Below are 26,936 nucleotides of genomic sequence, written 5' to 3' on the forward strand. Positions count from 1 at the left end.
CTCTGGGGCGACGGGCCGCCGGGTACGTCACCCGGTCGAGGCACGGATCCCGACCAGTCTCGCGTGCTCGATGCCATGAGCAGCCGCGATGCGCGAGCCGCTGACGAGCTGTCTCGACGGTCAGGGCTCGCGCCAGAACGAGTCAATGCCCTGCTCGGGTTGCTCGAGCTCGAGGGTGCGGTGAGACGAGTCGAAGGGGGGGTGGCAGAGGGCGCGGGTCAGCGAGCGGCGCGGCTGACGCGACGGTGATCGGCGTTCCTGCACACTTGATCCATGGAGTTCGCGGCGGCCGCACTTGCCTTCGCCGACCACCTTGCTCAGGTGCGTCGGCTGTCTCCCGCCACCGTGCGCGCTTACCGATCAGACCTCCGGGACCTCGCGGAGACCGTCGGTGAGCTCGAGGTCGACCAGGTCACGCTGGAGACTCTCCGAGACTGGCTCTGGCGGGCGACTCAGCGTGGGGACGCGCGGTCGACGCTCGCGCGGCGAGCGGCGGCGGCGCGCTCCTTCTTCAGCTGGGCGCACGAGCAGCAGCTCGTCGATCACGATCCGAGCCTGCGCCTGGTCGCTCCCAAGCGGGGGCGAACCCTCCCCACCATCGCTTCTCAGGATGCGATGACGACCCTGCTCGATGCGCAACGCCGAGCCGCCGGCGCCGGTGATCCGATAGTGCTCCGAGACCACGCGATCCTCGAACTGCTCTACGGCGCCGGGATCCGCGTCTCCGAGCTGTGCGGCCTCGATGTCGACGACCTCGATCTCGATCGAGGCACCGCGCGCGTTCTGGGAAAGGGTTCGAAGGAGAGAGTGGTGCCCTTCGGGGTTCCCGCCCGCGATGCGGCCGGCGCGTACCTGACCAGAGGGCGTCCCGCACTCGCCGCCCGCACAGCGCGGCCGACTCCCGCTCTGTTCCTCGGCAGTCGTGGTGCGCGGATCGGACCGCGCGCGGTGTACTCACTCGTCGCCGAGGTGCTCGCGCCCTTCGTCGGCGAAGAGACTGTCGGACCGCATGCGCTCAGGCACACCGCAGCGACTCATCTCCTGGACGGCGGAGCAGACCTGCGCGCGGTCCAGGAGATCCTGGGTCATGCCAGCCTCGGCACGACCCAGATCTACACTCACGTCTCCGCTGAGCGTCTCACTGCGACGTACCGTCTCGCACACCCCCGGGCGTGAGCCGCAGACGGGTCGCGCGTCACGGCGCGTCGCAGCAGGGAAGCAGCACCGCTCGAGGCACCGGCCCGAAGAGCAGCATCGGGTTGATGTACGCACCATCCAGCCGAACTCCGAGATGCAGTGCGCCGAGCATCGTGTGACCGCCGGCCGCGACCGTGCCGATCTCGTCGCCGGCCGAGACGAGATCGCCGGGGGCGAGTGTGGAGGAGACCGGCTCGAACGTCGACACATAGCTGCCGGGATGCGCGATCGTGATCAGGGGGCGGTCGACGACTGTCCCACGGAATGCGATCGCCCCATCGGCGGGTGCGCGGACGATCACCCCCTGCGCGCTCGCGAGATCGATGCCTCGATGGCCGGCGCCGAACGCGTGTGCCGGAGCGCGATACGGCGTTGCGACCGAGCGGGGTGCATCGATCGGCCATCTCCAGAGTGGATGCGCAGCGCCGTCTGAGGATGACGATGACGCTCTCGCGCTCGGTGCGGTGGGCGGTGCGAGAGCGATGACGATCAGCAGTAGGAGAACGATCGTCCGGCGTGTGCGGGTGCTCATGAGGCAATGCTCCTTCCTGTGTGCGATTGGCTCCCCGTCGGACTGACGCCTGCGCGGAGCGCGTGCAGAATGCCCGAAACAGGCGCGATGTGCAGGGTGAGTGAGGCCCGCGCATCCTGTATGCTGAGGAGGCACCTCGATCTCGGGGTGACTACGCGTGCCCAGAGCGACTTCAGTCGTGGCATCCACTCCCACAGGTCCTGTTTCCACTCAGGCGGGGGTGCGCCGGGCACCAGGAAGTTCGATCATCCGATCGACTTGACAACCTCAACGGCGCATATCCGCGCCAGAACAAGGAGACGACCATGGCTGTGGTCACCATCCGCCAGCTGCTCGACAGCGGCGTGCACTTCGGACACCAGACGCGTCGGTGGAACCCGAAGGTCAAGCGCTTCATCCTCACCGAGCGCAGCGGCATCCACATCATCGACCTGCAGCAGTCGCTCGGGTACATCGACAAGGCCTACGACTTCGTCAAGGAGACCGTCGCGCACGGCGGCACGATCCTCTTCGTCGGCACCAAGAAGCAGGCGCAGGAGATCCTCGCCGAGCAGGCGACCCGTGTGGGCCAGCCCTACGTCAACCAGCGCTGGCTCGGTGGACTCCTCACGAACTTCCAGACGATCGCGAAGCGTCTCGCTCGTATGAAGGAGCTCGAGGAGCTCGACTACGAGAACCCATCCGCTTCGGGCTTCACGAAGAAGGAGCTCCTTCTCAAGAAGCGCGAGCTCGACAAGCTGCACAAGTCGCTCGGCGGTATCCGCAACCTCACCAAGACGCCGTCCGCCCTCTGGGTCGTCGACGCCAAGCGTGAGCACCTCGCCATCGACGAGGCGAAGAAGCTCGGCATCCCGGTGATCGGCATCCTCGACACCAACGCCGACCCCGACGACTTCCAGTACCCGATCCCCGGCAACGACGACGCGATCCGCTCGGTCTCGCTGCTCACCCGCATCATCGCGGACGCCGCGGCTGAGGGTCTCCAGCAGAAGCACAACCCCGAGACGGGCGACGCTGAGCCGCTCGCCGACTGGGAGAAGGAGCTTCTCGAGGCCCCCGTCCAGGAGTCTGCTGATGCCGCTGCCGTCGAGACGCCCGCCGACGAGGCTGCCGTCGTCGAGACGCCCGCCGCTGACGAGACCGCTGCCGACGAGGCCGGTGCCGAGGCGCACGACGAGGCCATCGCCGACGCTTCGGGCGAGGAGACCGCTGAGGTCGCCGACGCCGAGGCTGCAGACGCCAAGTAATTCCGCGACCACCACACACATCACGAAGCAAGGAGCCACCACACATGGCCAACTTCACCATCGCCGATCTCAAGGCGCTCCGTGAGCAGCTCGGCACGGGAATGGTCGACACCAAGAAGGCGCTCGAGGAGGCTGACGGCAACGTCGAGAAGGCCACCGAGATCCTGCGTCTCAAGGGTGCCAAGGGCAACGCGAAGCGCGCTGACCGCTCTACCAGCGAGGGCCTCATCGTCGCTCGCGAGCAGGACAGCGCAGTGACGCTGATCGAGCTCGCCTGCGAGACGGACTTCGTCGCGAAGAACGAGCGCTTCATCGCGCTGGCCGACAAGGTCGCCGACGCTGTCGCAGCTGTCAAGGCCGATTCGGTCGAGGCCGCACTCGCCGCCCAGGCGGGCGACAAGAGCGTCGAGCAGGTCATCTCGGAAGAGGCCGCGATCATCGGCGAGAAGGTCGAGCTGCGCCGCGTGCGCACGATCTCGGGCGACAAGGTCGAGGTCTACCTGCACCGCACGAGCAAGGACCTGCCTCCGCAGATCGGTGTCGTCGTCGCCTACACGGGTGATGACGCCGAGACCGCCCGCAGCATCGCGCAGCACATCTCGTTCGCGAACCCGTCTTACCTCTCCCGCGAGGACGTTCCGTCCGACGCCGTGGAGAAGGAGCGCCAGATCGTGACCGAGATCTCTCGCAACGAGGGCAAGCCGGAGGCGGCGCTGCCCAAGATCGTCGAGGGCCGTGTCTCCGCGTTCATCAAGCAGGTCGCCCTGCTCGAGCAGGACTACGCGAAGGACAGCAAGCTGTCCGTCGCCCAGGTGGCGAAGGACGCCGGTATCACCGTGACGGACTTCGCGCGCTTCAAGGTCGGCGCGTAACACCGTCGAAGGGGTTCGGATCAACGCGATCCGAACCCCTTCTTCATGCCCAGAAGGCACTATCTTGAATCGGGACGAGAGGATCACCCCATGACCGAACGCACAGGACGCCGTCGCGTCCTTCTGAAGCTCTCCGGTGAGGCGTTCGGCGCCGGCCAGCTCGGCGTCAACCCCGACATCGTCAGTCAGATCGCACGTGACATCGCTGCGGCGGTCGATCGGGTCGAGGTCGCCATCGTCGTCGGCGGTGGCAACTTCTTCCGCGGAGCGGAGCTCAGCCAGCGCGGGATGGATCGCGGGCGAGCCGACTACATGGGAATGCTCGGCACGGTCATGAACGCCCTGGCCCTTCAGGACTTCCTCGAGCAGGCGGGTGCGCCCACCCGCGTGCAGTCGGCCATCTCCATGACCCAGGTCGCTGAGCCGTACATTCCGCTCCGCGCCGAGCGGCACATGGAGAAGGGCCGTGTGGTCATCTTCGGCGCAGGTGCCGGACTGCCGTACTTCTCCACCGATACGGTCGCCGCACAGCGTGCCCTCGAGATCGGCGCGCAGGAAGTCCTCGTCGCCAAGAACGGCGTGGACGCGATCTACACCGCCGACCCGAACAAGCACGCCGATGCGGAGCGCATCGAGCGCGTCACGTATCGCGACGCCCTTCAGCGCGGACTCAAGGTGGTGGACTCCACGGCATTCAGTCTCTGCATGGACAACAACATGGACATGCGCGTGTTCGGCATGGAACCTGCCGGCAACGTCACGCGTGCGCTTCTGGGAGAGCCGATCGGCACTCTCGTCACTGCCTGAGCGCCTGACGGTGCTCACGGGTCACGCCCGATAGAATTTCAGAACACCCCGACGATAGGAGTCACCGTGATCGCGGATGTCCTCGCTGAAACCACCTCCCGTATGGCACGCGCGGTCGAGGCCGCCAAGGAGGACTTCTCCACGGTGCGCACCGGTCGCGCCAACCCGCAGCTGTTCCAGAAGGTGCTCGTCGACTACTACGGCACGCCCACGCCGCTCGCTCAGCTCGCCTCGCTGGCGAACCAGGAGGCGCGTACGCTCATCATCACGCCCTACGACAAGTCGGCTCTCAAGGGCATCGAGCAGGCGATTCGGGACATGCCGAACCTCGGCGCGAACCCCACGAACGACGGCAACCTCGTTCGCGTGACCATGCCGGAGCTCACGGCTGAGCGTCGCAAGGAGTACGTCAAGCTGGTCAAGACCAAGGCCGAAGACGCCAAGGTGCATGTGCGCGGCATCCGTCGCAAGGCGAAGGACGAACTCGACGGCCTCAAGAGCGAACTCGGCGAAGACGAGATCGCCCGGGCAGAAAAGGAACTCGACGCCCTCACGCGCCAGCACGTCGATCTCATCGACGACGCACTCAAGCGCAAAGAGGCTGAACTCCTCGAGGTATAGGCGGCATGTCCGACGAACGCACTGATGACGGCGCCGACAAGCCGCAGACGCGCCGCGAGGCGCGCGACTCGTCGACCTCGACCGGCGCCATCCCGCTGGTCGACGGCGCCCTCGTGGCGTTCGACGGGACGAGCATCCCGCCACGGCCACCCCTCCCTGCCGACGAACGTGCGATGACGGAGTCCCCACTGGACACCGCTGAACACAATGCGATCAGAGAGCAGTGGCGGGCGAAGCGCGACGAGTTCGGCACGCATGTCACTCATGCGCGAGGTCAGCTCGACCAGGCGAACGAGCGCATCAAGGAGCGGACGGGCCGCGACCTGATCCTCGCGACCCTGATCGGGCTCGCGTTCGGCGCTGCGCTGCTCGCGTCGTTGTTGTTCATCAAGGTCCTCTTCGTGCCGTTCGCACTGGCTGCCGCGTTGCTCGGCGTCTACGAACTCTCGCTGGCGTTGCGTGCATCGGGGCGGCGGATCGATGTGATCCCACAGTTCATCGCCGCGACTCTGCTCGTGCTGTCGGCGTTCTTCCTCGACCTGTGGTTCGTCTGGGTCATGCTGTTCTTCGCCGTCGCATTCGTGATCGTCTGGCGACTGGTCGGCCAGATGATCGCCAAGGACGGCAGAACCTACGGCGATGTGCTGACGGATGCGGTCATCGGCGGATTCGTCCAGATCTACGTGCCGTTCCTCGCGGCCGTCGCACTGATCCTGCTCAAGCAGGAGGGGGGTCAGTGGTGGGTCCTGAGCTTCATCGCGATCGCCGTCGTGGCCGACACCGGTGCGTATGCCGCAGGGCTCGCGTTCGGGCGGCACCCCATGGCGCCGAAGATCAGCCCCAAGAAGACCTGGGAGGGCTTCGGCGGAGCCGTCGTGGGTTCGATCACAGCCGGCGTGCTTCTCGCGCTCTTCCTGCTCGACCTGCCGTGGTGGACCGGCGTGATCTTCGGCGTGGCGATCCTCCTGTCTGCGACGCTGGGCGATCTCGGCGAGTCCATGCTCAAGCGTGATCTCGGGATCAAGGACATGAGCTCCTGGCTTCCTGGGCACGGGGGGCTCCTCGACCGGCTCGACAGCATCCTGCCGTCGACGATTCCCGCACTGTGCCTGTATTTCCTCTTCTCCTCCTGGGTGGTGCTGTGATGCTCTCCGACGACGTACAGACTGCGGACGCCGCGACGCAGGCTCCGCCCGCGTTCTCGTTGACCACGGGGCGAGTGCGCGGCTATCACCGTGCCGCGGTCGACACGTTTCTCGCGGCCGCCAGGGCGGCTTTCGAAGGAGATGCCGACGACCTCAGCGCAGCTGACGTCCGCGTGGCATCCTTCCCGCTCGTCAAGAACGGCTACGTCGTGGCTGAGGTTGACGCGGCACTCGGGCGCGTGGAGGATGCGCTGGCTGCGCGTGCGCGCGACCGGGTCGTCCGTTCGCAGGGCGCGGGGGCGTGGGTGGAGCAGGCCCGAGGTGAAGCCCAGGTCATCCTCGACCACCTCGCGCGTCCGAAGCGGCACCGTTTCGCACGTACGGGCATTCTCACCTTCGGCTACCGGATCGATGAGGTAGACCATGTCGGCACCCGGATCGCCCGTTATCTGCGGGATGGCGAGCCGCTGACGGCCGAGCAGCTGCGCTCGGCCGCGTTCCGCATGCAGCGCGGAGGATATCGAGAAGAGCAGGTGGACGCACTGCTCGACGCGACCGTCGACGTGATCCTGGCTGTTCGCTGAGCGTTCCGATGGCCGACTCGTGCCTCACCGGGTAGACTGCCACTCATCGTGAACTCCCGAAACGACATGACACCTCATCGAAAAGACGTCACGCCTGTGCCCGCATCGGCGACTCTTTCGGCGCGCACCGGCAGTCGCCGACGAGGCGTCGCGGGATTCTTCAGCGGCCTCGCGGTCGTCGGCTTCGCTGCGGCCATGGTGGCACCGACCGGTGTCGCACTCGCCCAGCAACCCGAAGAGGTCGCCCCGGAGTCGGCATACTCGGCGGCGCTCGGCGATACGCAGAATCTCACTGTCACGGCAGAGGGCGCGGCGATCGCTCCCGTTCAGCGAGGGACGTTCTCGGTCTACGTCACGCCCAAGCCGACGCCGACACCGACGCCGACCACTGCCTCCGAGGGATCCTCCGGTTCGTCGAAGCCCGGCCCCAGTGGTCCTCTCTTCTACACCGGCGGGGGAGCCCCTGCCGAGTGGATGGCGGCAGCGGGCATCGCGGAGTCCGATTGGGGCTACGTCGATTACATCGTCTCCCGCGAGAGCGGGTGGAACCCGAACGCGACGAACAAGTCCTCGGGCGCGTGCGGTCTCGTTCAGGCCCTGCCCTGCAGCAAGGTTCCCGGCAACGGCTACGATCCGGTCGACAACCTGCGCTGGGCGACGGGATACGCCACGGGCCGATACGGCAGCTGGGCCGGCGCTCACGCCTTCTGGACGAACAACCACTGGTGGTGAGCCGGCGTCATGGCCCGCTCTCGCAGACGCCGTCCGGCGCGCCCTGACACCGACGACTCGCTCGATCGTCTCCTCGCGTCATGGAAGCGCACGGAAGTGCGTCGCGGCTCGGAGTGGACCGTGCAGCCCGTGTCGGCGGTGCAGGCTCTGAAGGAGTACATCTGCCCCGGATGCGGGCGCATCGTCGCGCCGGGAACGGCCCACCTCGTTGTCTGGCGAGCAGACGGGGTTCTCGGCGACGCCGCGGATCTCGCCGCCCGACGGCATTGGCACACACACTGTTGGAGGATTGCATGAGCATGGAGATCCGTGGACCGATCGAGCTGCCGGCGCTGCGCGAGGACATCGTCTTGGAGACCGCTGATGAGCTGACGCTTGTCGGCGAGTTGGCGATGCCCGAGTCATCTGCACCTGCGGCCACCCTGGTCACGCTGCACCCGCTTCCGACGGCCGGCGGCTTCATGGACTCGCACATCATCCGCAAGGCCGCCGCGCGGCTGCCTGCGCTGGCCGATCTTGCAGTGCTGCGATTCAACACCCGGGGCACGACCTCACCCCGTGGCACCAGCGGTGGCGCGTTCGACGGGGGAGCAGCAGAGCAATTCGACGTCGCAGCGGCGATGGAGTTCGTGCGTGAGCGAGGTCTTCCTCGCCCATGGCTCCTCGGCTGGTCGTTCGGCACCGAGCTCGCCCTGAAGTACGGGCGGGAGCACGACGTCGAAGGCATCATCCTGCTCTCTCCGCCGCTCCACCGGGCGACGGATTCCGACGTCGCGGCGTGGGCGGGCGTCGATGTCGAAGTGGTGGTGCTCGTTCCCGAGCTCGACGACTACCTTCGCCCGGCCGAAGCGCGAGAGCGCTTCGCAGCGATCCCTCACGCGAAGCTGATCGCCGTCGAGGGCGGCAAGCACCTCTGGGTGGGGGAGAGCCAGACGCGACGCGTCCTGACCGAGATCGTCGCTGCGGTGAATCCGGCGGCTCTCCCGCTGCCGACCGAATGGTCCGCCGTCTAGAGCTCGTTCATCCGGGGGATCAGCACCTGTCGGTAGAGGATCAGGATGCTGGCCGCCACGGGGATCGCGATCAGCGCACCGAGCAGGCCCAGCAGACTGCCACCGGCCAGCGCCGCCACGACGACGACCGCGCCCGGTACCGACACGGCGCGGCTCATGATTCGCGGGGAGATGATGTACGCCTCGATCTGCATGTAGATGAGGTAGTAGATGGCCGCGGCGATCGCTGTCGCCGGAGAGCCGAGTCCGGGGATCAGGCACACGAGGACGATGATCGTCGACCCCGTCAGAGTGCCCACGAGCGGAATCAGCGAGAAGAAGAAGGCCACGACGGCGAGCACGGCGGGGAACGGCGCGTCGATGATCGTGAGGAAGATCATGCTCAGGACGCCGTTGATGACGCCCTGGGTGACCTGCCCCATGACGTAGTAGCCGACCGAATCGGTGATCTGTTCGGCCAGGTCGATGAACCGCTCGCGCTTCGACGCGGGGGCGAGCTGATAGACCGCGCGCTTGAGCGATGGTGTGGAGGCGGTGAGGTAGATCGTGAGGATGAGGATGATGAACGCGCCGAACAGCCCGCTCACCACGGCGCCGCCGGCCGCGAGGACGCTCTGGCCGATCGACCCGCCGATCTGGGCGAGGTTCGTCTCGAGCCAGTTCGTGACGTATGCGAAGACCTCGTCGACCTTGAGATTGGGGAAGGTGTCGACCATCCACTGGCGCAGGTCGGAAAGGAATGTGCCTCGCTGGACGATGGCCGTGATCTCGGCGATGAGCTGTGAGATCTGATCGACGAGCACCGGGATGACGATCAGGATGATGCCCGCGAACACGCCGAGAACCGCGAGGATGGTGATGAGCACGGCGAGCCAGCGGGGGAGCCGTCTGCGTTCGAGGAACGAGACGAGCGGGTCGAGACCGAGGCTGAGGAAGAGCGCTGTTCCGACGTAGAGCAGCACCGTCGAGAGGCTCTCCACGCTGCCGATCAGCAGGATGCCCAACCCCACGCCGAGCGTCGCCACGAGAGCGGTACGGAACGGGTTGTGGATCTTCATCGGTGCTCCTCGGAATGCGGGACCATGCAAGCGTATCCACCGCACCGCGACTGGCCGCGACGACGTGCCGCACGCGACTCCGGCGCCCCCCTCGTGGGCAACACACAGCTGATTTCGCTAGTCTGAAATGTCGAGTGTTGCGACTCGGGCATGCGTCCGGGCCGTGTGAGGAGACTATTCGTGCGTTTCGTATGGGCCGTCGTGGCCTTCGTGCTGGCTGCGGGACTGATCGCTGCGGGCATCGCGCAGCGAACCATCTTCATGGGTCCGTCGACCCAGGAGGTCTCAGTCGCTGTGGAAGAACCCGCCCCTTATGTGCTGCTGGACGGCGACGTCCTGCGCGAGCACCCGGGCTCTCAGACGCTGCTCGTGCGGGGTGAAGGTGAGATCTTCGCGGCATACGGTCGGACGGCCGACATGGAGGCATGGCTGGCCGACGCCTCGTACAACCACGTGACCGCCGGCAAGGGTGGCGAGCTCGAGGCCGAGCTGATTCCCGCCGGAGCCGCGGCCGACGGCGATGACGCCACCGCGACCCCGGCACCGACCGAGAGCCCTGCTCCCGCGGAGACTCCGGTGCCTTCCGCGACTCCGACCGAGGGCGGCGCGGCCGCAGAGCCGGGACGCAATCCGGCGGGCTCCGATCTCTGGCTGGATTCGTTCACCGAGACCGACGCTCTCATCGTCGACAAGATGCAGCTCCCCGAAGGAGTCAGTCTGATCATCGCGTACGACGGCACCGCAGATGCTCCCGACGACATCGTGATCTCGTGGCCGCTCGACACGTCGACGCCGCTCGCGGGACCGCTCATGGCCGCAGGCGCGGCCCTGCTCCTCGTCGGACTCGTGCTCTATGTCCTCGCAATCCGTCACCAGCGCCGCGGGCGAGGTCCGCGGCGCAAGGGCCCTGGCCCCCTCCCGGCGACCGAGCCGATCGATGTGGCTCAGCTTCCGCCCTCGGAACGCGCGGTGATCGAGGGCTCGGCGCCCGCACCCGGCGATGCGGATGAGGCCTCTGGGGGTGCGCCCGCTGAGGGCCCGGACACGGCGGGAGTGGGCCGCGAAGGCACGGATGACGCGGCTGGCGAGCGCAGCTCCGACCGCGATCGGAAGACCGAGAGGCGTGCGACGACCACCGACCGCAGACGCCGCCTGCTCGCCCTGCCCGCGCTCGCGGTGACGGCCCTGCTCGCGAGCGGTTGCTCGCCCGACTCCTGGCCGCAGTTCGGAGAAGGGACACCGTCACCGTCGCCCAGTGCGACCGTGATCGCCCCGGAGAACCAGAAACCGCCGGCCGTGACCGAGGCGCAGGCGAGACGGATCCTGCAGGAGGTGTCGACGACCCTCTCGGACGCGGACGCGGCGATGGACATCGCTCTCGCCGGGACCCGACTCGATGGTCCGGCGCTGACGGCTCGGACGACCGAGTACGCGCTTCGGACCGCTCTTCCGGAAACCCCGGTGCCTGCCGCGATCCCGACGGATGACGTCGAGGTCGTGCTGCCCGAAGCCACCGACCGTTGGCCGCGCACGGTTCTGCTGCTCTCGAAGAACGCGGGCGACGACACCGTGCCGCCCGTGATCCTCACCATGACTCAGCAGGACCCGTGGTCGAACTACAAGGTGACGAACATGGCCGAGATGTCGGCTGACGCAGTCTTCCCCGAGGTGGCCGCACCGTGGCTCGGTACTTCACTCGTGCCGGACGACTCCGCGTTCCTCAGCATCCCGCCGAGTGAGCTCGCCACCACATTCGCCGACATCGTCGACGCGGGAGAGACCAGCGCCTCCTACGGGCTCTTCGACGAGATATCTCAGAAACTCGCCCAGTCGATTCGCGACAGCCGCCAGGCCGTGGTGCAGAACCTCGCGGACAATGGTGCCGCCGAGACCTCGCAGACGGCGTTCGACATCGTCCCGGCGGATTCCGCACCGGTCTCGATGGCCACGCTCGACAGCGGCGCGATCGTGGCGGTCTCGCTCGTCGACACCGAGTCGGTGACGCCGACGTCGGCGGACGCCGTGATCCGCTTCGGCGACAACGCGCAGGCGAAAGCCCTGACGGGCGTGTCCGAGTCCGCCAAGGGTGTGACGACCAAGTACGAATTCCAACTGTTCTTCTCGGTTCCCTCCCAGGGGTCGACCGAGCAGATCCGTCTCCTGGCTGTCCGACAGGACCTTCTCTCCGTCGAGGTGATCAAATGACCGATATCTCTCCCGCCGCGCTCCGCGGAGCTGTCGACCTCTCTTCTCTGCGAAACCGCCCTGCAGCACCGGCGGCAGGCGCGCAGAGTCCCGCTACCGGGACTGACATCGTGGTCGATGCGACCGATGAGTCGTTCGGCCAGATCCTGGAGCTCTCTCGCACTGTGCCGGTGGTCGTCGACCTCTGGGCGGAATGGTGCGGCCCGTGCAAGCAGCTGAGCCCGATCATCGAGAAGGTGGCGCGCGAACTCGGCGGCAAGGTCTTGCTCGCCAAGGTCGACGTCGATGCGAACCCCCAACTCGCTCAGGGTTTTCGTGCGCAGTCGATCCCGATGGTCGTCGCACTCATCGCCGGCCAGCCAGTCCCGATGTTCACGGGTGCGGTTCCCGGGCAGCAGGTCAGAGAGGTCTTCGCGCAGCTGCTCCAGCTCGCGGCTCAGAACGGTGTGACGGGCACATTGAATGTCGGCGAGATCTCCGAGGGGCAGGAGGCTCCGGAGGAACCGCCGATGCCGCCGCTGCACGCCGAGGCATTCGCTGCCATCGAGGCGGGCGACTACGCTGCGGCGATCGTGGCGTATGAGAAGGCTCTCGCAGAGAATCCTCGCGATGAGGATGCGATCGCGGGCCTGGGCCAGGTTCGTCTGCTCGACCGTGTGCAGCATCTCGACCTGCAGGATGCGCGGGCTGCCGCTGCGGCCCAGCCACGAGATGTCCAGGCGCAGTTCGACGTCGCCGACCTCGACCTCGCCGGTGGTCACGTCGAGGATGCGTTCGGACGGCTGCTCGACCTCTTCGCTCAGCTTCCCTCAGACGAGCGGACGCCGGTCAGAGAGCGTCTGATCGAGCTCTTCGGACTGATCGGCGCCGCGGACCCTCGCGTCATCACCGCGCGCAACAGGCTTTCCTCGCTGCTCTTCTGACGCTGTGCTGCGGCTGAGCGGCCCGATGCCGGTCAGCCGCAGCCGCTCAGCCGTGGCTGATCGTGGGTACGTGAGGCTCGCCCTCGTGGCGCAGCCAGATGGTGGACAGCGCGGGAATCGTCAGGGTCGCCACGGCGGGTCCGTCATCGTCGGAGTGCGCGATGACCATGCCGAGGTTGCCCGATCCTCGACCGCCGTATTCTGACGCATCCGTGTTGAGGATCTCCTGCCACACGCCTGCGATGGGCAGAGCGAGGCGGTGGCCGCTGCGCTCCACGCCGGCGAAGTTGCTGATCACGACGACACGGCCACCGTGGGCGTCACGGCGCTCGAAGGCGATCACGTTCGGGTCCCAGCTGGGAGCGCCGAGACGTGCGAACGACGAGCCGTCGTTGTCTCGCTCCCAGAGGGGCGCCTGGGCACGATAAGTGCGGTTGAGCTGGCCGACGAAACTCTGCAGCTGCGCATGCGATGGCTGGTCCAGCAGCCACCAGTCGAGTTCGCGGGATTCGGACCACTCCGCGAGCTGCCCGAACTCCTGCCCCATGAACAGGAGCTTCTTCCCGGGGTGCCCCCACATGTATGCCAGGTACGCGCGGACGTTCGCGAGCTTGTGCCAGTGGTCGCCCGGCATCTTCGCGAGAAGACTGCCCTTGCCATGCACGACCTCGTCGTGGCTGATCGGAAGCAGATAGTTCTCACCGAACGCGTAGACGAAGGAGAAGGTCATCTCGCCTTCGTGGTGCGCGCGGTACATCGGGTCGCGTTCGATGTACTGGAGCGAGTCGTTCATCCAGCCCATGTTCCATTTGAACCCGAAGCCGAGTCCGGCGTGATCGGTCGGTGCGGTGACGCCGGGGAAGCTCGTCGACTCCTCCGCGATCATCAGCACGCCGGGGTGAAGGCGATAGGCGGTCGCATTCACCTCCTGCAGGAAGCGGATCGCCTCGAGGTTCTCCCTGCCTCCGTGGATGTTCGGTTCCCACTCGCCCTCGTTGCGGGAGTAGTCGAGATAGAGCATCGAGGCGACTGCGTCGACCCGCAGACCGTCGACATGGAACTCGCTCAGCCAGAAGAGGGCGTTGGCGACCAGGAAGCCGCGCACCTCGGGGCGACCGTAGTCGAAGATGAGGGTTCCCCAGTCCTGGTGCTCGCCGCGCCGAGGGTCGGGGTGCTCGTAGAGCGGCTGGCCGTCGAACTTCGCGAGGGCGAAGGCATCTTTGGGGAAGTGCCCGGGCACCCAGTCCATGATCACGCCGATCCCGGCCTGGTGCAATCGATCGATCAGGTATCGCAGATCATCGGGGCTGCCGAAACGACTCGTCGCCGCGTAGTACCCGCTCACCTGATAGCCCCAGGAGCCACCGAAGGGGTGCTCCGCGAGCGGCATGAACTCGACGTGCGTGAAACCGGCCTCGTTGACATGGGCGATGAGCGGCTCTGCGGCGTCGCGGTAGCTCAGGCCTCCGCGCCAGGATCCGAGGTGCACCTCATAGACCGACAAGGGCTGCGCGACCGCATGGGTCGCGGCACGGCGGGTCATCCACGCGCCGTCCGACCAGTCGTAGGTCGATTGCGTGATCACCGATGCGGTCTCGGGGGGGATCTGCGCCGCCTGCGCCATCGGGTCGGCCTTGAAGATCCATGACCCTCCGCGGGTGCGGATCTCGTACTTGTAGGTCGTTCCGATCGCGAGATCGGGGATGAACAGCTCCCAGATGCCGCTCACGCCCATCGAGCGCATCGCGTGTGCTTCGCCGTTCCAGCCGTTGTGCTCGCCCGCTACTCGAACCGCCGTCGCGTTGGGTGCCCACACGGCGAACGCGACGCCGGTCTCGCCTCCCACGGTCTGTGCATGAGCTCCCAGCACCTGCCAGAGCCGCTCATGTCGCCCTTCTGCGATCAGATGCAGGTCGACGTCGCCGAGGGTGGGCAGGTGGCGGTAGGGGTCGCCGGCGATCGTCTCATCGTCGTCGCCGTACGCGGTGGCGATCCGATACGGAACCGGGGCTCCGTCGTGCTGCGCCTCCCAGATACCGTGCGCGACGTGGTCGAGCTCGAGTCGGCTACCGTCCCGGAAGACCGCCGCGACCGAGGAGGCGAGAGGGCGACGGGCGCGGATCACCGTGACGGTGCGATCGCTCGCGTCGGTGAACGGGTGCGAGCCGAGCACGGCGTGCGGGTCGTGGTGGGCACCGGCCGCCACCGCAGCCCAGTCCGATGACGTAGCTGCATCCTCGACGTAGCTCATGATCGTCTCCTCACCTTCAGTATGTGCACCGGTTCGGCGAAGGCGTCGAGGCGCACGTAGTTGTGATCGGCCCAGGTCCAGACGGCACCGGTCAGCAGGTCCTCCACCTCGAACTGCTCGCCCAGGGGCACACCCCAGATCGTGGTGTCGAGATGCACTGTGGTCTCGCGAACGGAATGCGGATCGACGTTGGCGATCACGAGAAGCGTGTCGGATTCGCCGGTGCCGGTGAAGGCCGCATCGAGGTGCTTGCTGTAGACGAGCACGGAGTCGTCATCGCTCCAGTGCACGGCGAGGTTGCGGAGCTGTCGCAGAGCCGGGTGCGCACGACGGATCGCGTTCAGACGGCGCAGGAGGGGCGCCAACGAGTCGCCGGCCTCCTCCGCACCCTCCCAGTCACGGAACTTGAACTCGTACTTCTCGTTGTCGATGTTCTCCTCGGAACCGGGGCGCGCGACATTCTCGAAGAGTTCGTAGCCCGCGTAGACCCCGTACACGGGAGCAGCTGTCGCCGCGATGCATGCCCGGATCCGGTATGCCGCGCGTCCGCCGAACTGCAGGTACTCGGTGAGGATGTCATGCGTGTTCACGAAGAGGTTCGGTCGCATGTAGTCGCTGGTCTCGTGCGCGACGCTGGTGAGGAACTCCTCGAGCTCCGCCTTGGTGTTGCGCCAGGTGAAGTAGCTGTAGCTCTGCTGAAACCCCACGGCAGCGAGCGCGCGCATCACGGCAGGGCGAGTGAACGCCTCGGCGAGGAAGATCACGTCCGGGTCCTGGGCATTCACCGTGGCGATGAGCCACTCCCAGAACTGCAGCGGCTTCGTGTGCGGATTGTCGACCCGGAAGATCTTGACGCCCTCGCGCACCCAGTGCTGGACGATGCGCAGCATCTCCCGGTAGATGCCGGCAGGGTCGTTGTCGAAGTTCAGGGGGTAGATGTCCTGGTACTTCTTCGGAGGGTTCTCGGCGTATGCGATGGTGCCGTCGGGGAGGGTCGTGAACCACTCCGGGTGCTCATCGACCCAGGGGTGATCCGGAGATGCCTGCAGCGCGAGATCGAGAGCGACCTCCAGACCCTCGTTCTTCGCGGCTCGCACGAACGCGCGGAAGTCGGCGGGCTTGCCGAGCTCGGGGTGGATCGCGTCGTGTCCGCCGTCGGCAGAGCCGATCGCATACGGCGAACCCGGGTCCCCTGGTTCGGTCGTCAGAGTGTTGTTCCGGCCCTTGCGGTTCGTCGTACCGATCGGATGGACGGGCACCAGATAGATGACGTCGAATCCCATCGCGGCGACCGCGGGAAGGCGTTTGGCGGCCGTCCTGAACGTTCCGCTCTTGACAGTGCCGTCTTTGAGGCGCTTCGCCCCCTCTGAGCGCGGGAAGAACTCGTACCATGCGCCGACGCCCGCTGCAGTCCGCTCGACCAGCAGCGTGTGCACGGCCGACGCCGAACGCAGTGTCGTGAGCGGCCGGTCACGGAAGAATCCCGCGAGCTCGGCATCGGTCGAGGCAGCGATCGTCGTCGCCGCATCGCCGCCGGCCAGCGCTGCGGCGATGTCTCTGAGACGTCGGCGCTGAGCGGCGGGACGGTCCTTCTCGGCCGCTGCGCGCGTGAGCAGCTCGGCGCCGAGCGCCGCCATCACCGGTACATCGACGCCAACGGCGACCTTCACCTCGGCGGCGTGCGCCCAGGTCGCGAAGTCATCGGAGAACGCCTCGAAGCGAAACGACCAGCGACCCTGAAGGTCGATCGCGATCTCGGTACCCCAGCGATCGGTCCCGTCCAGGAAAGGGGTCAGGCGGTGGAGCGTCTCCTCGCCGTCGGGTGAGGTCAGCCGGAGCTGCACGCCGATGAGGTCGTGCCCTTCGCGGAAGGCGACCACGCTGAACGGCACCACTTCGCCGACGAAGGCTTTGGGTGCGAAACCGCCAGGCACGGCGGGCGTGCCGCCGACCAAAGGGATGCGAGTCGCGACGAGCCCGTCGCCGTCCGAGACGGGCCCCAACGGGCGCGACGGGATCTGTGCGGGGCTTCGGAGAGCCTTCGGACTGGTGCTGCTCATTCGTGCGGCCACCTCCCGAATGTACCGCTCCGGACGGTGAGCGGGTAGCTCGCGGAAGGCACCGGCGCGCCGCCCGTCATTCCACGCGGAAGAGTCGCATGGAGGTGCCGGGGATGGGCAGGACGTCGCCCGGGGCGAACACCTCACCACCGGCATCCGGGCGCTCGTCGGCACTCGACCACAGCGAGACGAAGCGCGTCGCATCCTCGAGTTCCTCCGGGAGGCGCACGTCGATGGGCGACTCCGTACCGTGCACGATGAGGAGGATCCGGTTGGCCGCCTCACGGTCGGGTGTCGAGGCCGCGACGTACTGGAGCGTTCGGTTACCGGGGTCCGTCCACTGCTCGCTCTCCATCGTCTCGCCGTTCTGGTCGAACCAGTCCATGACCGAGGCGTTGGGGATGTGCTCGCCGAGTCGGGCGTACCGGCTCGGGCGCAGGGCGGGGTTCTCCGAACGGAGCTGGATCAGTCGAGCGACGTGCGCGCGCAGGTCTTCCTGCCACGGCTCCGCGTCCCATCCGAGCCATGTCAGCGACGAATCCTGCGCATAGGCGTTGTTGTTGCCGCGCTGAGTGCGCCCGACCTCGTCGCCTGCGGTGAGCATCGGGATGCCCGCAGACAGCAACAGGGTGCCGAGCAGGTTGCGCATCGCTTTTCGACGGGCGGCGAGGATGGTCGGGTCGTCGGTCGGCCCCTCGATGCCATGGTTGAACGCACGGTTCATGTCGGCACCGTCGCGGTTCTGCTCGCCGTTCGCCTCGTTGTGCTTGACGTCGTACGACACGAGGTCGTGCAGCGTGAACCCGTCGTGCGCCGTGACGAAGTTGATGCTCGCGAGCGGGCCCCGCTCAGCGGCGAAGGTGTTCGAGGAGCCGGCGAGACGCGTGGCGAAGCCGCCGATGCCGACCGGGGCGGAGGCACGACGCGCGTAATCGATGTCGCTCAGCCAGAAGTTCCGCACCCGGTCGCGGTAGCGGTCGTTCCACTCCATCCAGCCGTTCGGGAAGTTGCCCGTCTGCCACCCGCCCATGCCGACGTCCCACGGCTCCGCGATGAGCTTGGTCTCGCTGAGGATCGGATCGTTGGCGATCGCGGTGAGCAGCGGATGCTCCGGTGTGTAGGTGTGCGAGTCGTCGCGCGCGATCGCGGCGGCGAGGTCGAACCGGAACCCGTCGATCTGCATCTCCTGCGCCCAGTAGCGCAGCGAGTCGAGCACGAGTCGGGCGCCGGCATCGGTCGAGGTGTCGAGCGTGTTGCCGCACCCCGTCGTGTCGATGTACGCGCCGGACGCGTCCTGTCGGTAGTAGCTCGCGTTGTCGATGCCGCGAAGACTCGAGCGAGGACCGCCGAGGCCCTCCTCAGACGTGTGGTTGTACACGACGTCCAGGATGACCTCGAGTCCGGCTTCGTGCAGCAGTCGCACCATGCCCTTGAACTCGGCGAGAACGGCCTCAGGGCCGCCCTTGCGGGCATCCTCTGTCGCGTAGGCGTTGTGCGGCGTGAAGAAGTTGAGGGTGTTGTAGCCCCAGTAGTTGGTGAGGCCGCGCTCGAGCAACCGCGGCTCCGGCACGAAGGCCTGAACGGGAAGCAGCTCGATCGAGGTGATGCCGAGAGAGTGGAAGTACTCGATCATGGCCGGGTGCGCGAGCCCGGCGTAGGTGCCGTGCAGAGCAGGCGGCACGTCGGGCTGGCGTTTGGTCAGACCCTTCAGGTGCCCTTCGTAGATCACGGTCCGGTCGAGCGGGATCTGCGGCTTGACGGACTCTCCCCAATCGAACCCGTCGACGATCACGACGGAGCGCCACTCCTCATAGCCGTCCCCCTGCGCGAGACCACGGGCATAGGGATCGAGCAGGAGGGTCTCGGGGTTGAACGTGTTGCCCGGACCGTGCGGCCCTCCCACGCGGATCGCGTACCGGGTTCCCGGCTGGAGCAGCTCCGTGGTCACTTCCCAGATGCCGCCGGGAAGGCGGGCGAGGTCGACCTGATCGATCACCCAGTCGAGGTCGGTGGCATCGAAGACGACGAGCTCGATGGAGGACGCGTTCTGCGACCAGACGCGGAGGGTTCCGACGCCGTCGTGAAGGCGCACACCGAGGTTGTCGAGTGCAGTACCGCCGGGCACGGTGATGTCTCGGATCGCGGGCATGAATACACACTAGAGGTCTGCACTCGGGTCTCAGGACCGCATGCACTCAGTTCCATGTGCACGCCACCACCGGGAAAATGGGGGAGAGTGGAGGAATGCGGCACTATCTCGACCACGCGGCCACGACACCCCTGCGCCCTGAGGCGCGGGATGCATGGCTCGCTGCGAGCGAGATGGTCGGGAACGCATCGTCGACCCACGGCGCGGGGCAGGATGCGAGGCGCCTGCTCGAGGAGGCGCGCGAGCGCTCAGCTGCAGTGCTCGACTGCGATCCCATCGAGGTCGTCTTCACCTCGGGCGGCACGGAGTCGATCAATCTCGCGCTGCAGGGACTCTGGCGGGCGCGGCCCGTGGGGACGGATGCGATCGTGATGCCGGATGCCGAGCATCACGCGACCGTGGACACGATCGAGGCTCTGGTCGCAGCGGGAGCGGTCCTGCGCGCTGTACCGGTATTTCGCACGGCGGCGATCGACGGGCGAGAGTTCGCCGACCAGCTTCCCGGAGCAGCGTTGGCAACCGCCCTGGTCGCCAACAACGAGGCGGGGACGATCAACGACGCCGCTGAGCTGGCCTCGTCGGCCGCGCAGGCTCTCGTGCCCCTTCACCTCGATGCGGTGTCGGCGCTCGGTCATCTCCCACTGTCCTTCCGAGGGCTGAGAGGCGATGCCCCGGATGCGCTGGGTCTGGTCGCGATGAGCGTCGCGGGACACAAGATCGGAGCGCCGGTCGGCGTCGGCGCGTTGGTCGTCGCTCGCACCGCTCGGCTCTCGGCGCTGCTTCGCGGTGGCGCGCAGCAGAGAGGGCTCCGCGCCGGGACGCAGGATGTGGCGGGCGCAGCCGCATTCGCCACCGCGCTCGAACTCGCGGAGTCTGAGCGGGAGTCGGAGACGACTCGACTCGCAGCGATGCGCGACCGGCTGGTCGACGGCATCCTGACACGAGTGCCGCAGGCTGAGCTGCTCGGTGACAGTTCGCGACGCCTCCCCGGCAACGCCCACATTCTCTTCCCCGGTGCGGTGGGGGAGAGCCTGCTCTTCCTGCTCGATACGGCAGGGATCGCCGCGTCGACCGGATCGGCGTGCCAGGCAGGAGTCGCAGAGCCGTCGCATGTGGTGATGGCGATGGGGCGCAGCGAGCAGGATGCCCGCAGCGTGCTCCGGTTCTCGCTGGGCCGCACCTCCACAGACGCCGACATCGACGCGGTTCTCGCCGCTATCGCCGACGCCTATGCGAGAGCTTCCGGCTCCGGCTCAGCTGCGCGCTCGTAGACTGGCTCCATGAGGATTCTTGCGGCCATGAGTGGCGGAGTGGACTCCGCAGTCGCGGCCGCGAGGGCCGTGGAGGCGGGGCACGACGTCGTCGGAGTGCATCTCGCGCTCTCCCGCGCGGGCGGCACCCTGCGCACCGGGAGCCGGGGCTGCTGCACCATCGAGGACGCTCTCGACGCCCGACGCGCAGCAGATCTGCTCGGCATCCCCTTCTACGTCTGGGACTTCTCCGAGCGGTTCCGCGAAGACGTGATCGCCGACTTCGTGTCGGAGTACCAGGCGGGGCGCACTCCCAATCCGTGCATGCGGTGCAACGAGAAGATCAAGTTCGCCGCCCTGCTCGATCGAGCGATCGAGCTCGGCTTCGATGCCGTCTGCACGGGACACTATGCGACGCTGATCCCCACGGATGCCGGCCTCGAGCTGCACAGGGCTGCGGACAACGCGAAGGATCAGTCCTACGTGCTGGGTGTGCTGACGGCCGACCAGCTCGCGCACACCTATTTCCCGCTCGGAACCACGCCGTCCAAGGCCGTCGTGCGTGCGGAAGCCGAAGCGCGCGGTCTGAGCGTGGCGCAGAAGCCCGACAGCCACGACATCTGCTTCATCCCTGACGGCGACACCCGTGGCTGGCTCGCCGAGAAGGTGGGCACGGCGACAGGCGAGGTCGTCGACCGCAGCGGAGCCGTCGTCGGGTCCCACGAGGGCGCGCACGCGTTCACGGTCGGCCAGCGCCGCGGGCTCAAGCTCGGGGTTCCCGCCGCGGACGGCAAGCCCCGATTCGTGCTCGAAGTGCGTCCGGTCTCGAACACCGTGGTCGTCGGGCCGAAGGAGGCGCTCGCGACGCGCGAGATCTCCGGCGGTCGGTTCAGCTGGGCAGGTGCAGCACCCGAAGAGGCGGAGTTCAGCTGTGACGTGCAGATCCGCGCTCATTCGGAACCGGAACCTGCGAGGGCTTTCGTCTCGGCGGACGAAGTGAGAGTGGTGCCGGATCGCCCCCTCGACGGCGTCGCCCCCGGACAGACTGCTGTGCTGTACGTGGGAACGAGAGTGCTCGGCCAGTTCACGATCGATCGCACGGTGTCGGCCGTGCCTGTCGACGCCTAGACCCGCGCTCGGGATGTCGGTGCTCGCTCGTAGACTGGCGGGGTGCCGGAGAACATCTCGTTGGAAGACGCCCGTATCGAAGCGGACGAGCTGACCACTCGCATCCTCGAGGCGAAGGACGCGTACTACGGGCGTGACACCTCGCTCGTCGACGACGCCACGTATGACGGATGGATGCGCCGGCTCGAAGAACTCGAACGGCTGCACCCCGAGCTCCAGGGGCAGGATTCACCCACCCAGATGGTGGGCGCCGCCGAAGCGACGGGTCTGGCGACGATCGAGCACGCCGAGCGGATGCTGAGTCTCGACAATGTGTTCTCGATCGACGAACTGCGGGAGTGGGCAGCGAAGACGCGGGCCTCGGCGGGGCGCGACGTCGACTGGCTCACCGAACTGAAGATCGACGGACTCGCCATCAATCTCCGCTACGAGAACGGCCGGCTGACGTCCGCCGCGACGCGAGGAGATGGGCGCGTCGGGGAGATCGTCACCGAGAACGCGCTGCGACTGCCCGAGATACCGTTCGAGCTCTCGGGCACGGGCCACCCTGCGATCGTCGAGGTCCGCGGTGAGGTGTTCATCCCGGTTGCGGCGTTCGAACGCCTGAACGCGGCGCAGGCGGAGTTCCGCGAGCGTGCCTACGACGACGCGTATGCGCGATGGGAGGCACGATCGGGTGCGAAGAAGCCTTTCGACGAGGAGAAGGCCCGAACGGCCGCCGCCCGGCGGTTCCCCTCCTTCGCCAACCCGCGGAACGCGGCGAGCGGGGGCCTGCGGCAGCAGATCGACAAGAAGAACGGTCTCGAGCTCGAGGCGGGGATGCTGCGCATCGAATCGCTCGCTCTCTACGTGCACGGCATAGGCGCCTGGCAGAACCCACCCGTCGCAGCGCAGAGCCAGGTGTACGAGCAGCTCGCAGAGTGGGGTTTGCCGACGAGCCCGCACACCAAGGTCTGCACGAGCATCGACGAAGTTGCGGCGTTCGTCGAGTATTTCGGCCAGCACCGGCACGACATCGAGCACGAACTCGACGGCATCGTGGTGAAGGTCGATGAGCTCTCCCTGCACGATGAGCTCGGAGCCACCAGCCGCGCTCCGCGCTGGGCGATCGCCTACAAGTACCCGCCCGAAGAGGTGCAGACGAAACTCCTCGACATCGTCGTGTCGGTGGGTCGCACAGGCAGGGCCACGCCGTTCGCGGTGATGGCTCCCGCCCAGGTGGCGGGCTCGGTGGTGAGGCAGGCGACGCTCCACAACAAGGACGTCGTGAAGGCGAAGGGCGTACTCATCGGCGACACCGTCGTGCTGCGTAAAGCGGGCGACGTCATCCCCGAGGTGCTCGGTCCCGTGGTCGACAAGCGCGACGGCACGGAGCGCGAGTTCGTCATGCCCGTGGAGTGCCCCGAGTGCGGCACCCCGCTGCGCCCGATGAAGGAGGGCGACATCGATCTGCGGTGTCCGAATGCGCGATCGTGCCCTGCGCAGGTGCGCGGTCGCGTCGAGCACATCGGATCACGGGGCGCGCTCGACATCGAGGCTCTCGGCGAGGTCACTGCAGCGGCGCTCACCCAGCCGACGTCGCCGGCCGTTCCGCCCCTCGAGACCGAGGCAGGACTCTTCGCGCTCACGCTCGAAGAGATCGTGCCGATCGAGCTGTTCGTCCGCGACGCGGAGACGGGCCTGCCGAAGGAGGACGACGACGGGCTGGTGAAGACACGAGCGCCGTTCCGCCGCAATCCCACGGCCGCAGAGAAGAAGTCCGGCCTCGAGGGGCCGCAGCCGTCGTCGCAGGCCCTCACCCTCCTGGCCGAACTCGAGAAGGCGAAGACGAAGGACCTGTGGCGACTTCTCGTGTCGCTCAACATCCGTCATGTCGGCCCCGTCGCTGCACGAGCGCTCGCGCAGTGGTTCGGCTCGCTCGATGCGATCCGCGCGGCCTCCCGCGACGAGCTCGCTGCGGTCGAGGGGGTCGGCGGCATCATCGCCGACTCGCTGCTCGCGTGGTTCGACGTCGACTGGCACAGAGAGATCGTGCAGCGGTGGGCCGAGGCCGGGGTCCAGTGGGCGACTCCCGGTCACCCGGGTCCGGGTGCTGCGGTGGTCGAGGGCGGCGTACTCGACGGCCTCACCATCGTCGCGACCGGATCGCTCGACGGGTACACACGCGACGGTGCCCAGGAGGCCATCATCAAGGCGGGCGGCAAGGCCGCGTCCAGCGTGTCGAAGAAGACCGACTTCGTCGCCGCCGGTCCTGGTGCGGGGTCGAAGTTGGGCAAGGCGGAGGAGCTCGGTATCCGCATCCTCGACGCTGCTCAGTTCCACATCCTCGTGACCCAGGGGCCGGACGCGCTCGGATGAAGCGCTACGGGCCGTTGATCGTCGTTCCGGGCGCGCTGGCGGTGGGTGATTCGGGGAGGCATCACCTGCGCCTGACACCCGACGCGGTCCTCTTCCGCGACGGCAGTGAGAATTGCGGCATCGTCCCGTGGATTCAGGTCGAACGAGTGCTGATCGACGTACCCGTGACGAGATTCCGGCTGCCGGGGCTCGTCAGCACGATCGTCATCGGTGCGCTGACGTTCCTCGCCGTCTCCGATCTCGGAATGGACCCGGATGACGGCACAGTCGACGTGCAGATCGACGGAGAATCCACCACCGCACCCTTGAGCCGTCACCATGTCGGCGGATACTGGGCTCCGACAGTCGATGGCGCCCACAGGCTGTTGCAGCACCTCATCGACCACCCGGAACAGCGATCGCTGCTCGCGCGGCCGGAGTCCCTGCTCGACGTCGCCGCGCGCCTGGCACGCAGCGCGGCGTCCGGAGCCTCAGGCGCCTGACGCGACTATGCCTCGGCGATCCGCTGGAGCAGCTTCGGCGATCCGGTGAACCCGAGCCGCTGATAGACCGAAACCGCGCGCTCGCTCGAGTGCACGGTGACCCTGGAGGCGCCGGCTCTGTGCGCATGGGTGGCCGCTGCGTCGACGAGTGCGGCGCCCACGCCGCCCCCACGGTGCTCGGGCATCACGAAGACGCTCTGGATGTCCGCCGACAGGCGGTTGTTCGCACCAGGGCTGGGCACGCGCGGGAGCAGCGCGACCCATGCGGCGCCCACCGTCGTGTCCTCGGTGAGGGCCACGAACGCGAAGTGGGTGGCCCGATGGGCTTCCCACCACGCCCCGAGCGCGTCCACGAACGAATCGAACTCCGCGGTGTCGGCGTCGTCAGCGGCTCTGTCCATCCACTTCAAGCGCGCCAGGCCCCGAACATCCTCGGGGCCTGCGCGCTCGATGTGCATATGTCGATCAGTCCTTGTGCCGCGGCTTGCGGAACGGCTTCTCGCCGCGCTCATCGGAGCGGGCCGGACGGTCCTCGCGATCGTAGCGGGGGCGGTCGAAGCCGCCTCGAGCGCCGGCGTCGCGCGGGCCGTCGTTGCGTCGGGCTGCCGGACCACGGTCGGGCTTGATCTCGATCAGTCGACCAGAGATGCGGGTGTCCCTGAGCTTGTCGAGCACCGAGGAGTCGAGGTTCGCGGGAAGCTCGACGACCGTGAAGTCCGGACGGATGTTGATGGCGCCGAAATCGTCACGGCCGAGGCCGCCCTCGTTCGCGAGCGCGCCGACGATCTGACGCGGCTCGACCCGGTGACGTCGACCGACCTCGATGCGGTAGGGCTTGTAGTCGCCCCGTCCACGGCGCTCGCGAGGCTCGCGGGGCTCCCGCTGATCGCGGGTGTTGCGTTCCCGCGGCGGACGGTTGTCGAACTCGACGGCCTTCGTCAGCGGGTCATCCGACGGGTCGAGCAGCAGCGGAGTGTCGCCCTGCGCGACGACCGCGAGCGCAGCGGCCACATCGGCTTCAGGCACATCATGGTTGCGCACGTAGTGAGCGATGATGTCACGGAACTTCTCGATCCGCGGGCTGTCGCCGAGCGCGGTCGTGATCGCGTCGTCGAATCGCGCGAGACGCGTGGTGTTGACGTCGTCCATGCTGGGCAGCTGCATCTGCGTCGGCTGCTGGCGGGTCGCCTTCTCGATCGACTTGAGCAGGTAACGCTCGCGCGGGGTGATGAAGCTGATCGCGTCGCCCTTGCGACCGGCGCGTCCGGTGCGTCCGATGCGGTGCACGTAGGACTCGGTGTCGGTGGGGATGTCGAAGTTGATGACGTGGCTGATGCGCTCGACGTCGAGACCTCGAGCGGCGACGTCCGTCGCGACGAGGATGTCGAGCTTGCCGTCCTTGAGCTGGTTGACGCTGCGCTCACGTTGCACCTGCGCCACATCGCCGTTGATCGCAGCGGCCGAGTATCCACGGGCGCGCAGCTTCTCGGCGAGCGTCTCGGTCTCGTTCTTGGTGCGGACGAACACGATCATGCCGTCGAAGTTCTCGACCTCGAGGATGCGGGTCAGCGCATCGACCTTCTGTGCGTACGACACCACGAGGTAGCGCTGCGTGATGTTGGTGCCCGTTGCGGTCTTCGACTTGATGCTGATCTCTTCGGGATCGCGCAGGTACTTCTGAGCGAGGCGGCGGATCTGCGGGGGCATCGTCGCGGAGAACAGTGCGACCTGCTTCTCGACGGGCGTCTGAGCGAGGATCTGCTCGACGTCTTCCGCAAAGCCCATCTTGAGCATCTCGTCGGCCTCGTCGAGCACCAGGTACTGCAGCTGCGAGAGGTCGAGAGTGCCCTTGGCGAGGTGATCCATGATGCGGCCGGGCGTTCCGACGATCACGTGGACGCCGCGGCGCAGCGCGGAGAGCTGCACGCCGTAGGCCTGGCCGCCGTAGACCGGCAGCATGTGCACACCCTTCATCTTCGAGGCGTAGGACTCGAAGGCCTCGCAGACCTGCAGTGCGAGCTCGCGGGTCGGAGCGAGCACCAGCGCCTGCGGAGTCTTCTGCGAGACGTCGAGGCGCTCCAGGACGGGGAGCGCGAAGGCCGCGGTCTTTCCCGTTCCTGTCTGCGCCATGCCGACGACGTCGCGGCCCGACAGGAGAGTCGGGATCGTCGCGGCCTGGATGGGGGAGGGGGTCTCGTAGCCGAGGTCCTTGATCGCCTTGAGGACGGGGCCGGTGATGCCGAGCTCCTCGAATCCAGGGGTCTCGGGGGCGTCGGTGGGCACAGCGTCTTCAGGGGTCACTGATCAAGGGTAGCGCGTCCC

General features: G+C 67.3%; 24 protein-coding genes. 17 read left to right on the forward strand and 7 right to left on the reverse strand.

The window, feature by feature from the left end:
- Window positions 1-75 precede the first annotated feature (75 nt).
- Together MRBLMI13_RS18410 and MRBLMI13_RS03555 are read left to right on the forward strand one after the other, a co-directional pair.
- Window positions 76-249, forward strand: a complete 174-nt coding sequence (locus tag MRBLMI13_RS18410; RefSeq protein WP_414685942.1) for a hypothetical protein — start codon at window positions 76-78, stop codon at window positions 247-249.
- Window positions 250-273: 24 nt separating this feature from the next.
- Window positions 274-1,176: a tyrosine-type recombinase/integrase gene (locus MRBLMI13_RS03555; protein ID WP_367820366.1), complete on the forward strand. Its 903-nt coding sequence runs from the start codon at window positions 274-276 to the stop codon at window positions 1,174-1,176.
- A 19-nt stretch (window positions 1,177-1,195) separates the two neighbouring features.
- Here the strand turns inward: MRBLMI13_RS03555 and MRBLMI13_RS03560 are convergent, their stop codons facing one another.
- A complete protein-coding gene (locus MRBLMI13_RS03560) occupies window positions 1,196-1,729 on the reverse strand; it encodes a murein hydrolase activator EnvC family protein (protein ID WP_367820364.1) in 534 nt (177 codons plus the stop codon).
- A gap of 305 nt (window positions 1,730-2,034) precedes the next feature.
- Here MRBLMI13_RS03560 and rpsB point away from each other — a divergent pair, with 305 nt between their 5' ends.
- From rpsB to MRBLMI13_RS03605, 9 genes are all read left to right on the forward strand, one after another.
- Entirely contained in the window at window positions 2,035-2,976 is a 942-nt protein-coding gene (gene rpsB / locus MRBLMI13_RS03565) for a 30S ribosomal protein S2 (RefSeq protein WP_042536769.1), read from the forward strand.
- Between the two features lie 44 nt (window positions 2,977-3,020).
- Complete coding sequence (tsf, locus tag MRBLMI13_RS03570) at window positions 3,021-3,848, forward strand: translation elongation factor Ts (protein WP_367820362.1); 828 nt, start codon at window positions 3,021-3,023, stop codon at window positions 3,846-3,848.
- Between the two features lie 90 nt (window positions 3,849-3,938).
- A complete protein-coding gene (gene pyrH / locus MRBLMI13_RS03575) occupies window positions 3,939-4,655 on the forward strand; it encodes a UMP kinase (protein WP_042536766.1) in 717 nt (238 codons plus the stop codon).
- Between the two features lie 66 nt (window positions 4,656-4,721).
- A complete protein-coding gene (frr, locus tag MRBLMI13_RS03580; RefSeq protein ID WP_042536765.1) occupies window positions 4,722-5,276 on the forward strand; it encodes a ribosome recycling factor in 555 nt (184 codons plus the stop codon).
- A gap of 5 nt (window positions 5,277-5,281) precedes the next feature.
- Window positions 5,282-6,421 carry a phosphatidate cytidylyltransferase gene (locus MRBLMI13_RS03585; RefSeq protein WP_367820359.1) on the forward strand — a complete coding sequence of 380 codons (1,140 nt, stop codon included), beginning with the start codon at window positions 5,282-5,284 and terminating at the stop codon, window positions 6,419-6,421.
- Window positions 6,421-7,005 carry a DivIVA domain-containing protein gene (locus MRBLMI13_RS03590; RefSeq protein ID WP_367820357.1) on the forward strand — a complete coding sequence of 195 codons (585 nt, stop codon included), beginning with the start codon at window positions 6,421-6,423 and terminating at the stop codon, window positions 7,003-7,005. Before MRBLMI13_RS03585 ends, MRBLMI13_RS03590 begins: the two co-directional genes overlap by 1 nt.
- 66 nt (window positions 7,006-7,071) lie before the next feature.
- The gene (locus MRBLMI13_RS03595) at window positions 7,072-7,737 is read left to right on the forward strand and encodes a transglycosylase SLT domain-containing protein (RefSeq protein WP_079112749.1); all 666 of its coding nucleotides are present in this window, start codon (window positions 7,072-7,074) and stop codon (window positions 7,735-7,737) included.
- 9 nt (window positions 7,738-7,746) lie between these two features.
- Window positions 7,747-8,034 (forward strand): hypothetical protein, encoded by a 288-nt coding sequence (locus MRBLMI13_RS03600; RefSeq protein ID WP_042536763.1) that lies wholly within the window; start codon window positions 7,747-7,749, stop codon window positions 8,032-8,034.
- Between the two features lie 2 nt (window positions 8,035-8,036).
- Window positions 8,037-8,750 carry an alpha/beta hydrolase gene (locus tag MRBLMI13_RS03605; protein WP_079112751.1) on the forward strand — a complete coding sequence of 238 codons (714 nt, stop codon included), beginning with the start codon at window positions 8,037-8,039 and terminating at the stop codon, window positions 8,748-8,750.
- Here the strand turns inward: MRBLMI13_RS03605 and MRBLMI13_RS03610 are convergent.
- The gene (locus tag MRBLMI13_RS03610; RefSeq protein WP_042536761.1) at window positions 8,747-9,808 is read right to left on the reverse strand and encodes an AI-2E family transporter; all 1,062 of its coding nucleotides are present in this window, start codon (window positions 9,806-9,808) and stop codon (window positions 8,747-8,749) included. The two genes, MRBLMI13_RS03605 and MRBLMI13_RS03610, sit on opposite strands and share 4 nt — an antisense overlap.
- A gap of 180 nt (window positions 9,809-9,988) precedes the next feature.
- On the opposite strand from MRBLMI13_RS03610, the gene MRBLMI13_RS03615 reads away from it, so the two are divergent.
- Both MRBLMI13_RS03615 and MRBLMI13_RS03620 read left to right on the forward strand, forming a co-directional pair.
- Entirely contained in the window at window positions 9,989-12,013 is a 2,025-nt protein-coding gene (locus tag MRBLMI13_RS03615; protein WP_367820354.1) for a glycosyl transferase, read from the forward strand.
- Window positions 12,010-12,936 (forward strand): tetratricopeptide repeat protein, encoded by a 927-nt coding sequence (locus MRBLMI13_RS03620; protein ID WP_367820353.1) that lies wholly within the window; start codon window positions 12,010-12,012, stop codon window positions 12,934-12,936. The genes MRBLMI13_RS03615 and MRBLMI13_RS03620 overlap by 4 nt, the downstream gene beginning before the upstream one ends.
- A 46-nt stretch (window positions 12,937-12,982) precedes the next feature.
- On the opposite strand, the gene glgB is transcribed toward MRBLMI13_RS03620, so the two are convergent.
- The 3 genes from glgB to glgX form a co-directional block, all read right to left on the reverse strand.
- The gene (gene glgB / locus MRBLMI13_RS03625) at window positions 12,983-15,187 is read right to left on the reverse strand and encodes a 1,4-alpha-glucan branching protein GlgB (protein WP_367820351.1); all 2,205 of its coding nucleotides are present in this window, start codon (window positions 15,185-15,187) and stop codon (window positions 12,983-12,985) included.
- A complete protein-coding gene (locus MRBLMI13_RS03630; RefSeq protein ID WP_367820349.1) occupies window positions 15,184-17,247 on the reverse strand; it encodes an alpha-1,4-glucan--maltose-1-phosphate maltosyltransferase in 2,064 nt (687 codons plus the stop codon). The genes glgB and MRBLMI13_RS03630 overlap by 4 nt, the downstream gene beginning before the upstream one ends.
- 76 nt (window positions 17,248-17,323) lie before the next feature.
- Window positions 17,324-19,396, reverse strand: coding sequence for a glycogen debranching protein GlgX (glgX, locus tag MRBLMI13_RS03635; protein ID WP_367820347.1), 2,073 nt, complete (start codon window positions 19,394-19,396; stop codon window positions 17,324-17,326).
- Between the two features lie 95 nt (window positions 19,397-19,491).
- On the opposite strand from glgX, the gene MRBLMI13_RS03640 reads away from it, so the two are divergent.
- The 4 genes from MRBLMI13_RS03640 to MRBLMI13_RS03655 are packed head-to-tail and all read left to right on the forward strand — an operon-like array spanning window position 19,492 to window position 24,614.
- Window positions 19,492-20,667 (forward strand): cysteine desulfurase family protein, encoded by a 1,176-nt coding sequence (locus MRBLMI13_RS03640; protein ID WP_367820345.1) that lies wholly within the window; start codon window positions 19,492-19,494, stop codon window positions 20,665-20,667.
- A gap of 9 nt (window positions 20,668-20,676) precedes the next feature.
- The gene (gene mnmA / locus MRBLMI13_RS03645) at window positions 20,677-21,774 is read left to right on the forward strand and encodes a tRNA 2-thiouridine(34) synthase MnmA (protein ID WP_082508932.1); all 1,098 of its coding nucleotides are present in this window, start codon (window positions 20,677-20,679) and stop codon (window positions 21,772-21,774) included.
- Between the two features lie 42 nt (window positions 21,775-21,816).
- The gene (gene ligA, locus MRBLMI13_RS03650; protein WP_367820342.1) at window positions 21,817-24,132 is read left to right on the forward strand and encodes an NAD-dependent DNA ligase LigA; all 2,316 of its coding nucleotides are present in this window, start codon (window positions 21,817-21,819) and stop codon (window positions 24,130-24,132) included.
- Window positions 24,129-24,614, forward strand: coding sequence for a hypothetical protein (locus MRBLMI13_RS03655; protein ID WP_367820340.1), 486 nt, complete (start codon window positions 24,129-24,131; stop codon window positions 24,612-24,614). The genes ligA and MRBLMI13_RS03655 overlap by 4 nt, the downstream gene beginning before the upstream one ends.
- 5 nt (window positions 24,615-24,619) lie before the next feature.
- Here MRBLMI13_RS03655 and MRBLMI13_RS03660 read toward each other — a convergent pair whose 3' ends face one another.
- Both MRBLMI13_RS03660 and MRBLMI13_RS03665 read right to left on the reverse strand, forming a co-directional pair.
- Window positions 24,620-25,015: a GNAT family N-acetyltransferase gene (locus MRBLMI13_RS03660; RefSeq protein WP_367820338.1), complete on the reverse strand. Its 396-nt coding sequence runs from the start codon at window positions 25,013-25,015 to the stop codon at window positions 24,620-24,622.
- Between the two features lie 64 nt (window positions 25,016-25,079).
- The gene (locus MRBLMI13_RS03665) at window positions 25,080-26,915 is read right to left on the reverse strand and encodes a DEAD/DEAH box helicase (protein WP_228385696.1); all 1,836 of its coding nucleotides are present in this window, start codon (window positions 26,913-26,915) and stop codon (window positions 25,080-25,082) included.
- Between the last annotated feature and the right edge of the window lie 21 nt (window positions 26,916-26,936).

The organism is Microbacterium sp. LMI13-1-1.1 (assembly GCF_040815625.1).
GTDB lineage: Bacteria > Actinomycetota > Actinomycetes > Actinomycetales > Microbacteriaceae > Microbacterium > Microbacterium forte.

Excerpts from the sequence above, each read along its gene's own strand:
- MRBLMI13_RS18410 (WP_414685942.1), top strand. The coding sequence starts at position 76 with ATGAGCAGCCGCGATGCGCGAGCCGCTGACGAGCTGTCTCGACGGTCA.
- MRBLMI13_RS03555 (WP_367820366.1), top strand. The coding sequence starts at position 274 with ATGGAGTTCGCGGCGGCCGCACTTGCCTTCGCCGACCACCTTGCTCAG.
- MRBLMI13_RS03560 (WP_367820364.1), bottom strand. The coding sequence starts at position 1,729 with ATGAGCACCCGCACACGCCGGACGATCGTTCTCCTACTGCTGATCGTC.
- rpsB (WP_042536769.1), top strand. The coding sequence starts at position 2,035 with ATGGCTGTGGTCACCATCCGCCAGCTGCTCGACAGCGGCGTGCACTTC.
- tsf (WP_367820362.1), top strand. The coding sequence starts at position 3,021 with ATGGCCAACTTCACCATCGCCGATCTCAAGGCGCTCCGTGAGCAGCTC.
- pyrH (WP_042536766.1), top strand. The coding sequence starts at position 3,939 with ATGACCGAACGCACAGGACGCCGTCGCGTCCTTCTGAAGCTCTCCGGT.
- MRBLMI13_RS03585 (WP_367820359.1), top strand. The coding sequence starts at position 5,282 with ATGTCCGACGAACGCACTGATGACGGCGCCGACAAGCCGCAGACGCGC.
- MRBLMI13_RS03590 (WP_367820357.1), top strand. The coding sequence starts at position 6,421 with ATGCTCTCCGACGACGTACAGACTGCGGACGCCGCGACGCAGGCTCCG.
- MRBLMI13_RS03595 (WP_079112749.1), top strand. The coding sequence starts at position 7,072 with ATGACACCTCATCGAAAAGACGTCACGCCTGTGCCCGCATCGGCGACT.
- MRBLMI13_RS03600 (WP_042536763.1), top strand. The coding sequence starts at position 7,747 with ATGGCCCGCTCTCGCAGACGCCGTCCGGCGCGCCCTGACACCGACGAC.
- MRBLMI13_RS03605 (WP_079112751.1), top strand. The coding sequence starts at position 8,037 with ATGGAGATCCGTGGACCGATCGAGCTGCCGGCGCTGCGCGAGGACATC.
- MRBLMI13_RS03610 (WP_042536761.1), bottom strand. The coding sequence starts at position 9,808 with ATGAAGATCCACAACCCGTTCCGTACCGCTCTCGTGGCGACGCTCGGC.
- MRBLMI13_RS03620 (WP_367820353.1), top strand. The coding sequence starts at position 12,010 with ATGACCGATATCTCTCCCGCCGCGCTCCGCGGAGCTGTCGACCTCTCT.
- glgB (WP_367820351.1), bottom strand. The coding sequence starts at position 15,187 with ATGAGCTACGTCGAGGATGCAGCTACGTCATCGGACTGGGCTGCGGTG.
- MRBLMI13_RS03630 (WP_367820349.1), bottom strand. The coding sequence starts at position 17,247 with ATGAGCAGCACCAGTCCGAAGGCTCTCCGAAGCCCCGCACAGATCCCG.
- glgX (WP_367820347.1), bottom strand. The coding sequence starts at position 19,396 with ATGCCCGCGATCCGAGACATCACCGTGCCCGGCGGTACTGCACTCGAC.
- MRBLMI13_RS03640 (WP_367820345.1), top strand. The coding sequence starts at position 19,492 with ATGCGGCACTATCTCGACCACGCGGCCACGACACCCCTGCGCCCTGAG.
- mnmA (WP_082508932.1), top strand. The coding sequence starts at position 20,677 with ATGAGGATTCTTGCGGCCATGAGTGGCGGAGTGGACTCCGCAGTCGCG.
- MRBLMI13_RS03655 (WP_367820340.1), top strand. The coding sequence starts at position 24,129 with ATGAAGCGCTACGGGCCGTTGATCGTCGTTCCGGGCGCGCTGGCGGTG.
- MRBLMI13_RS03660 (WP_367820338.1), bottom strand. The coding sequence starts at position 25,015 with ATGGACAGAGCCGCTGACGACGCCGACACCGCGGAGTTCGATTCGTTC.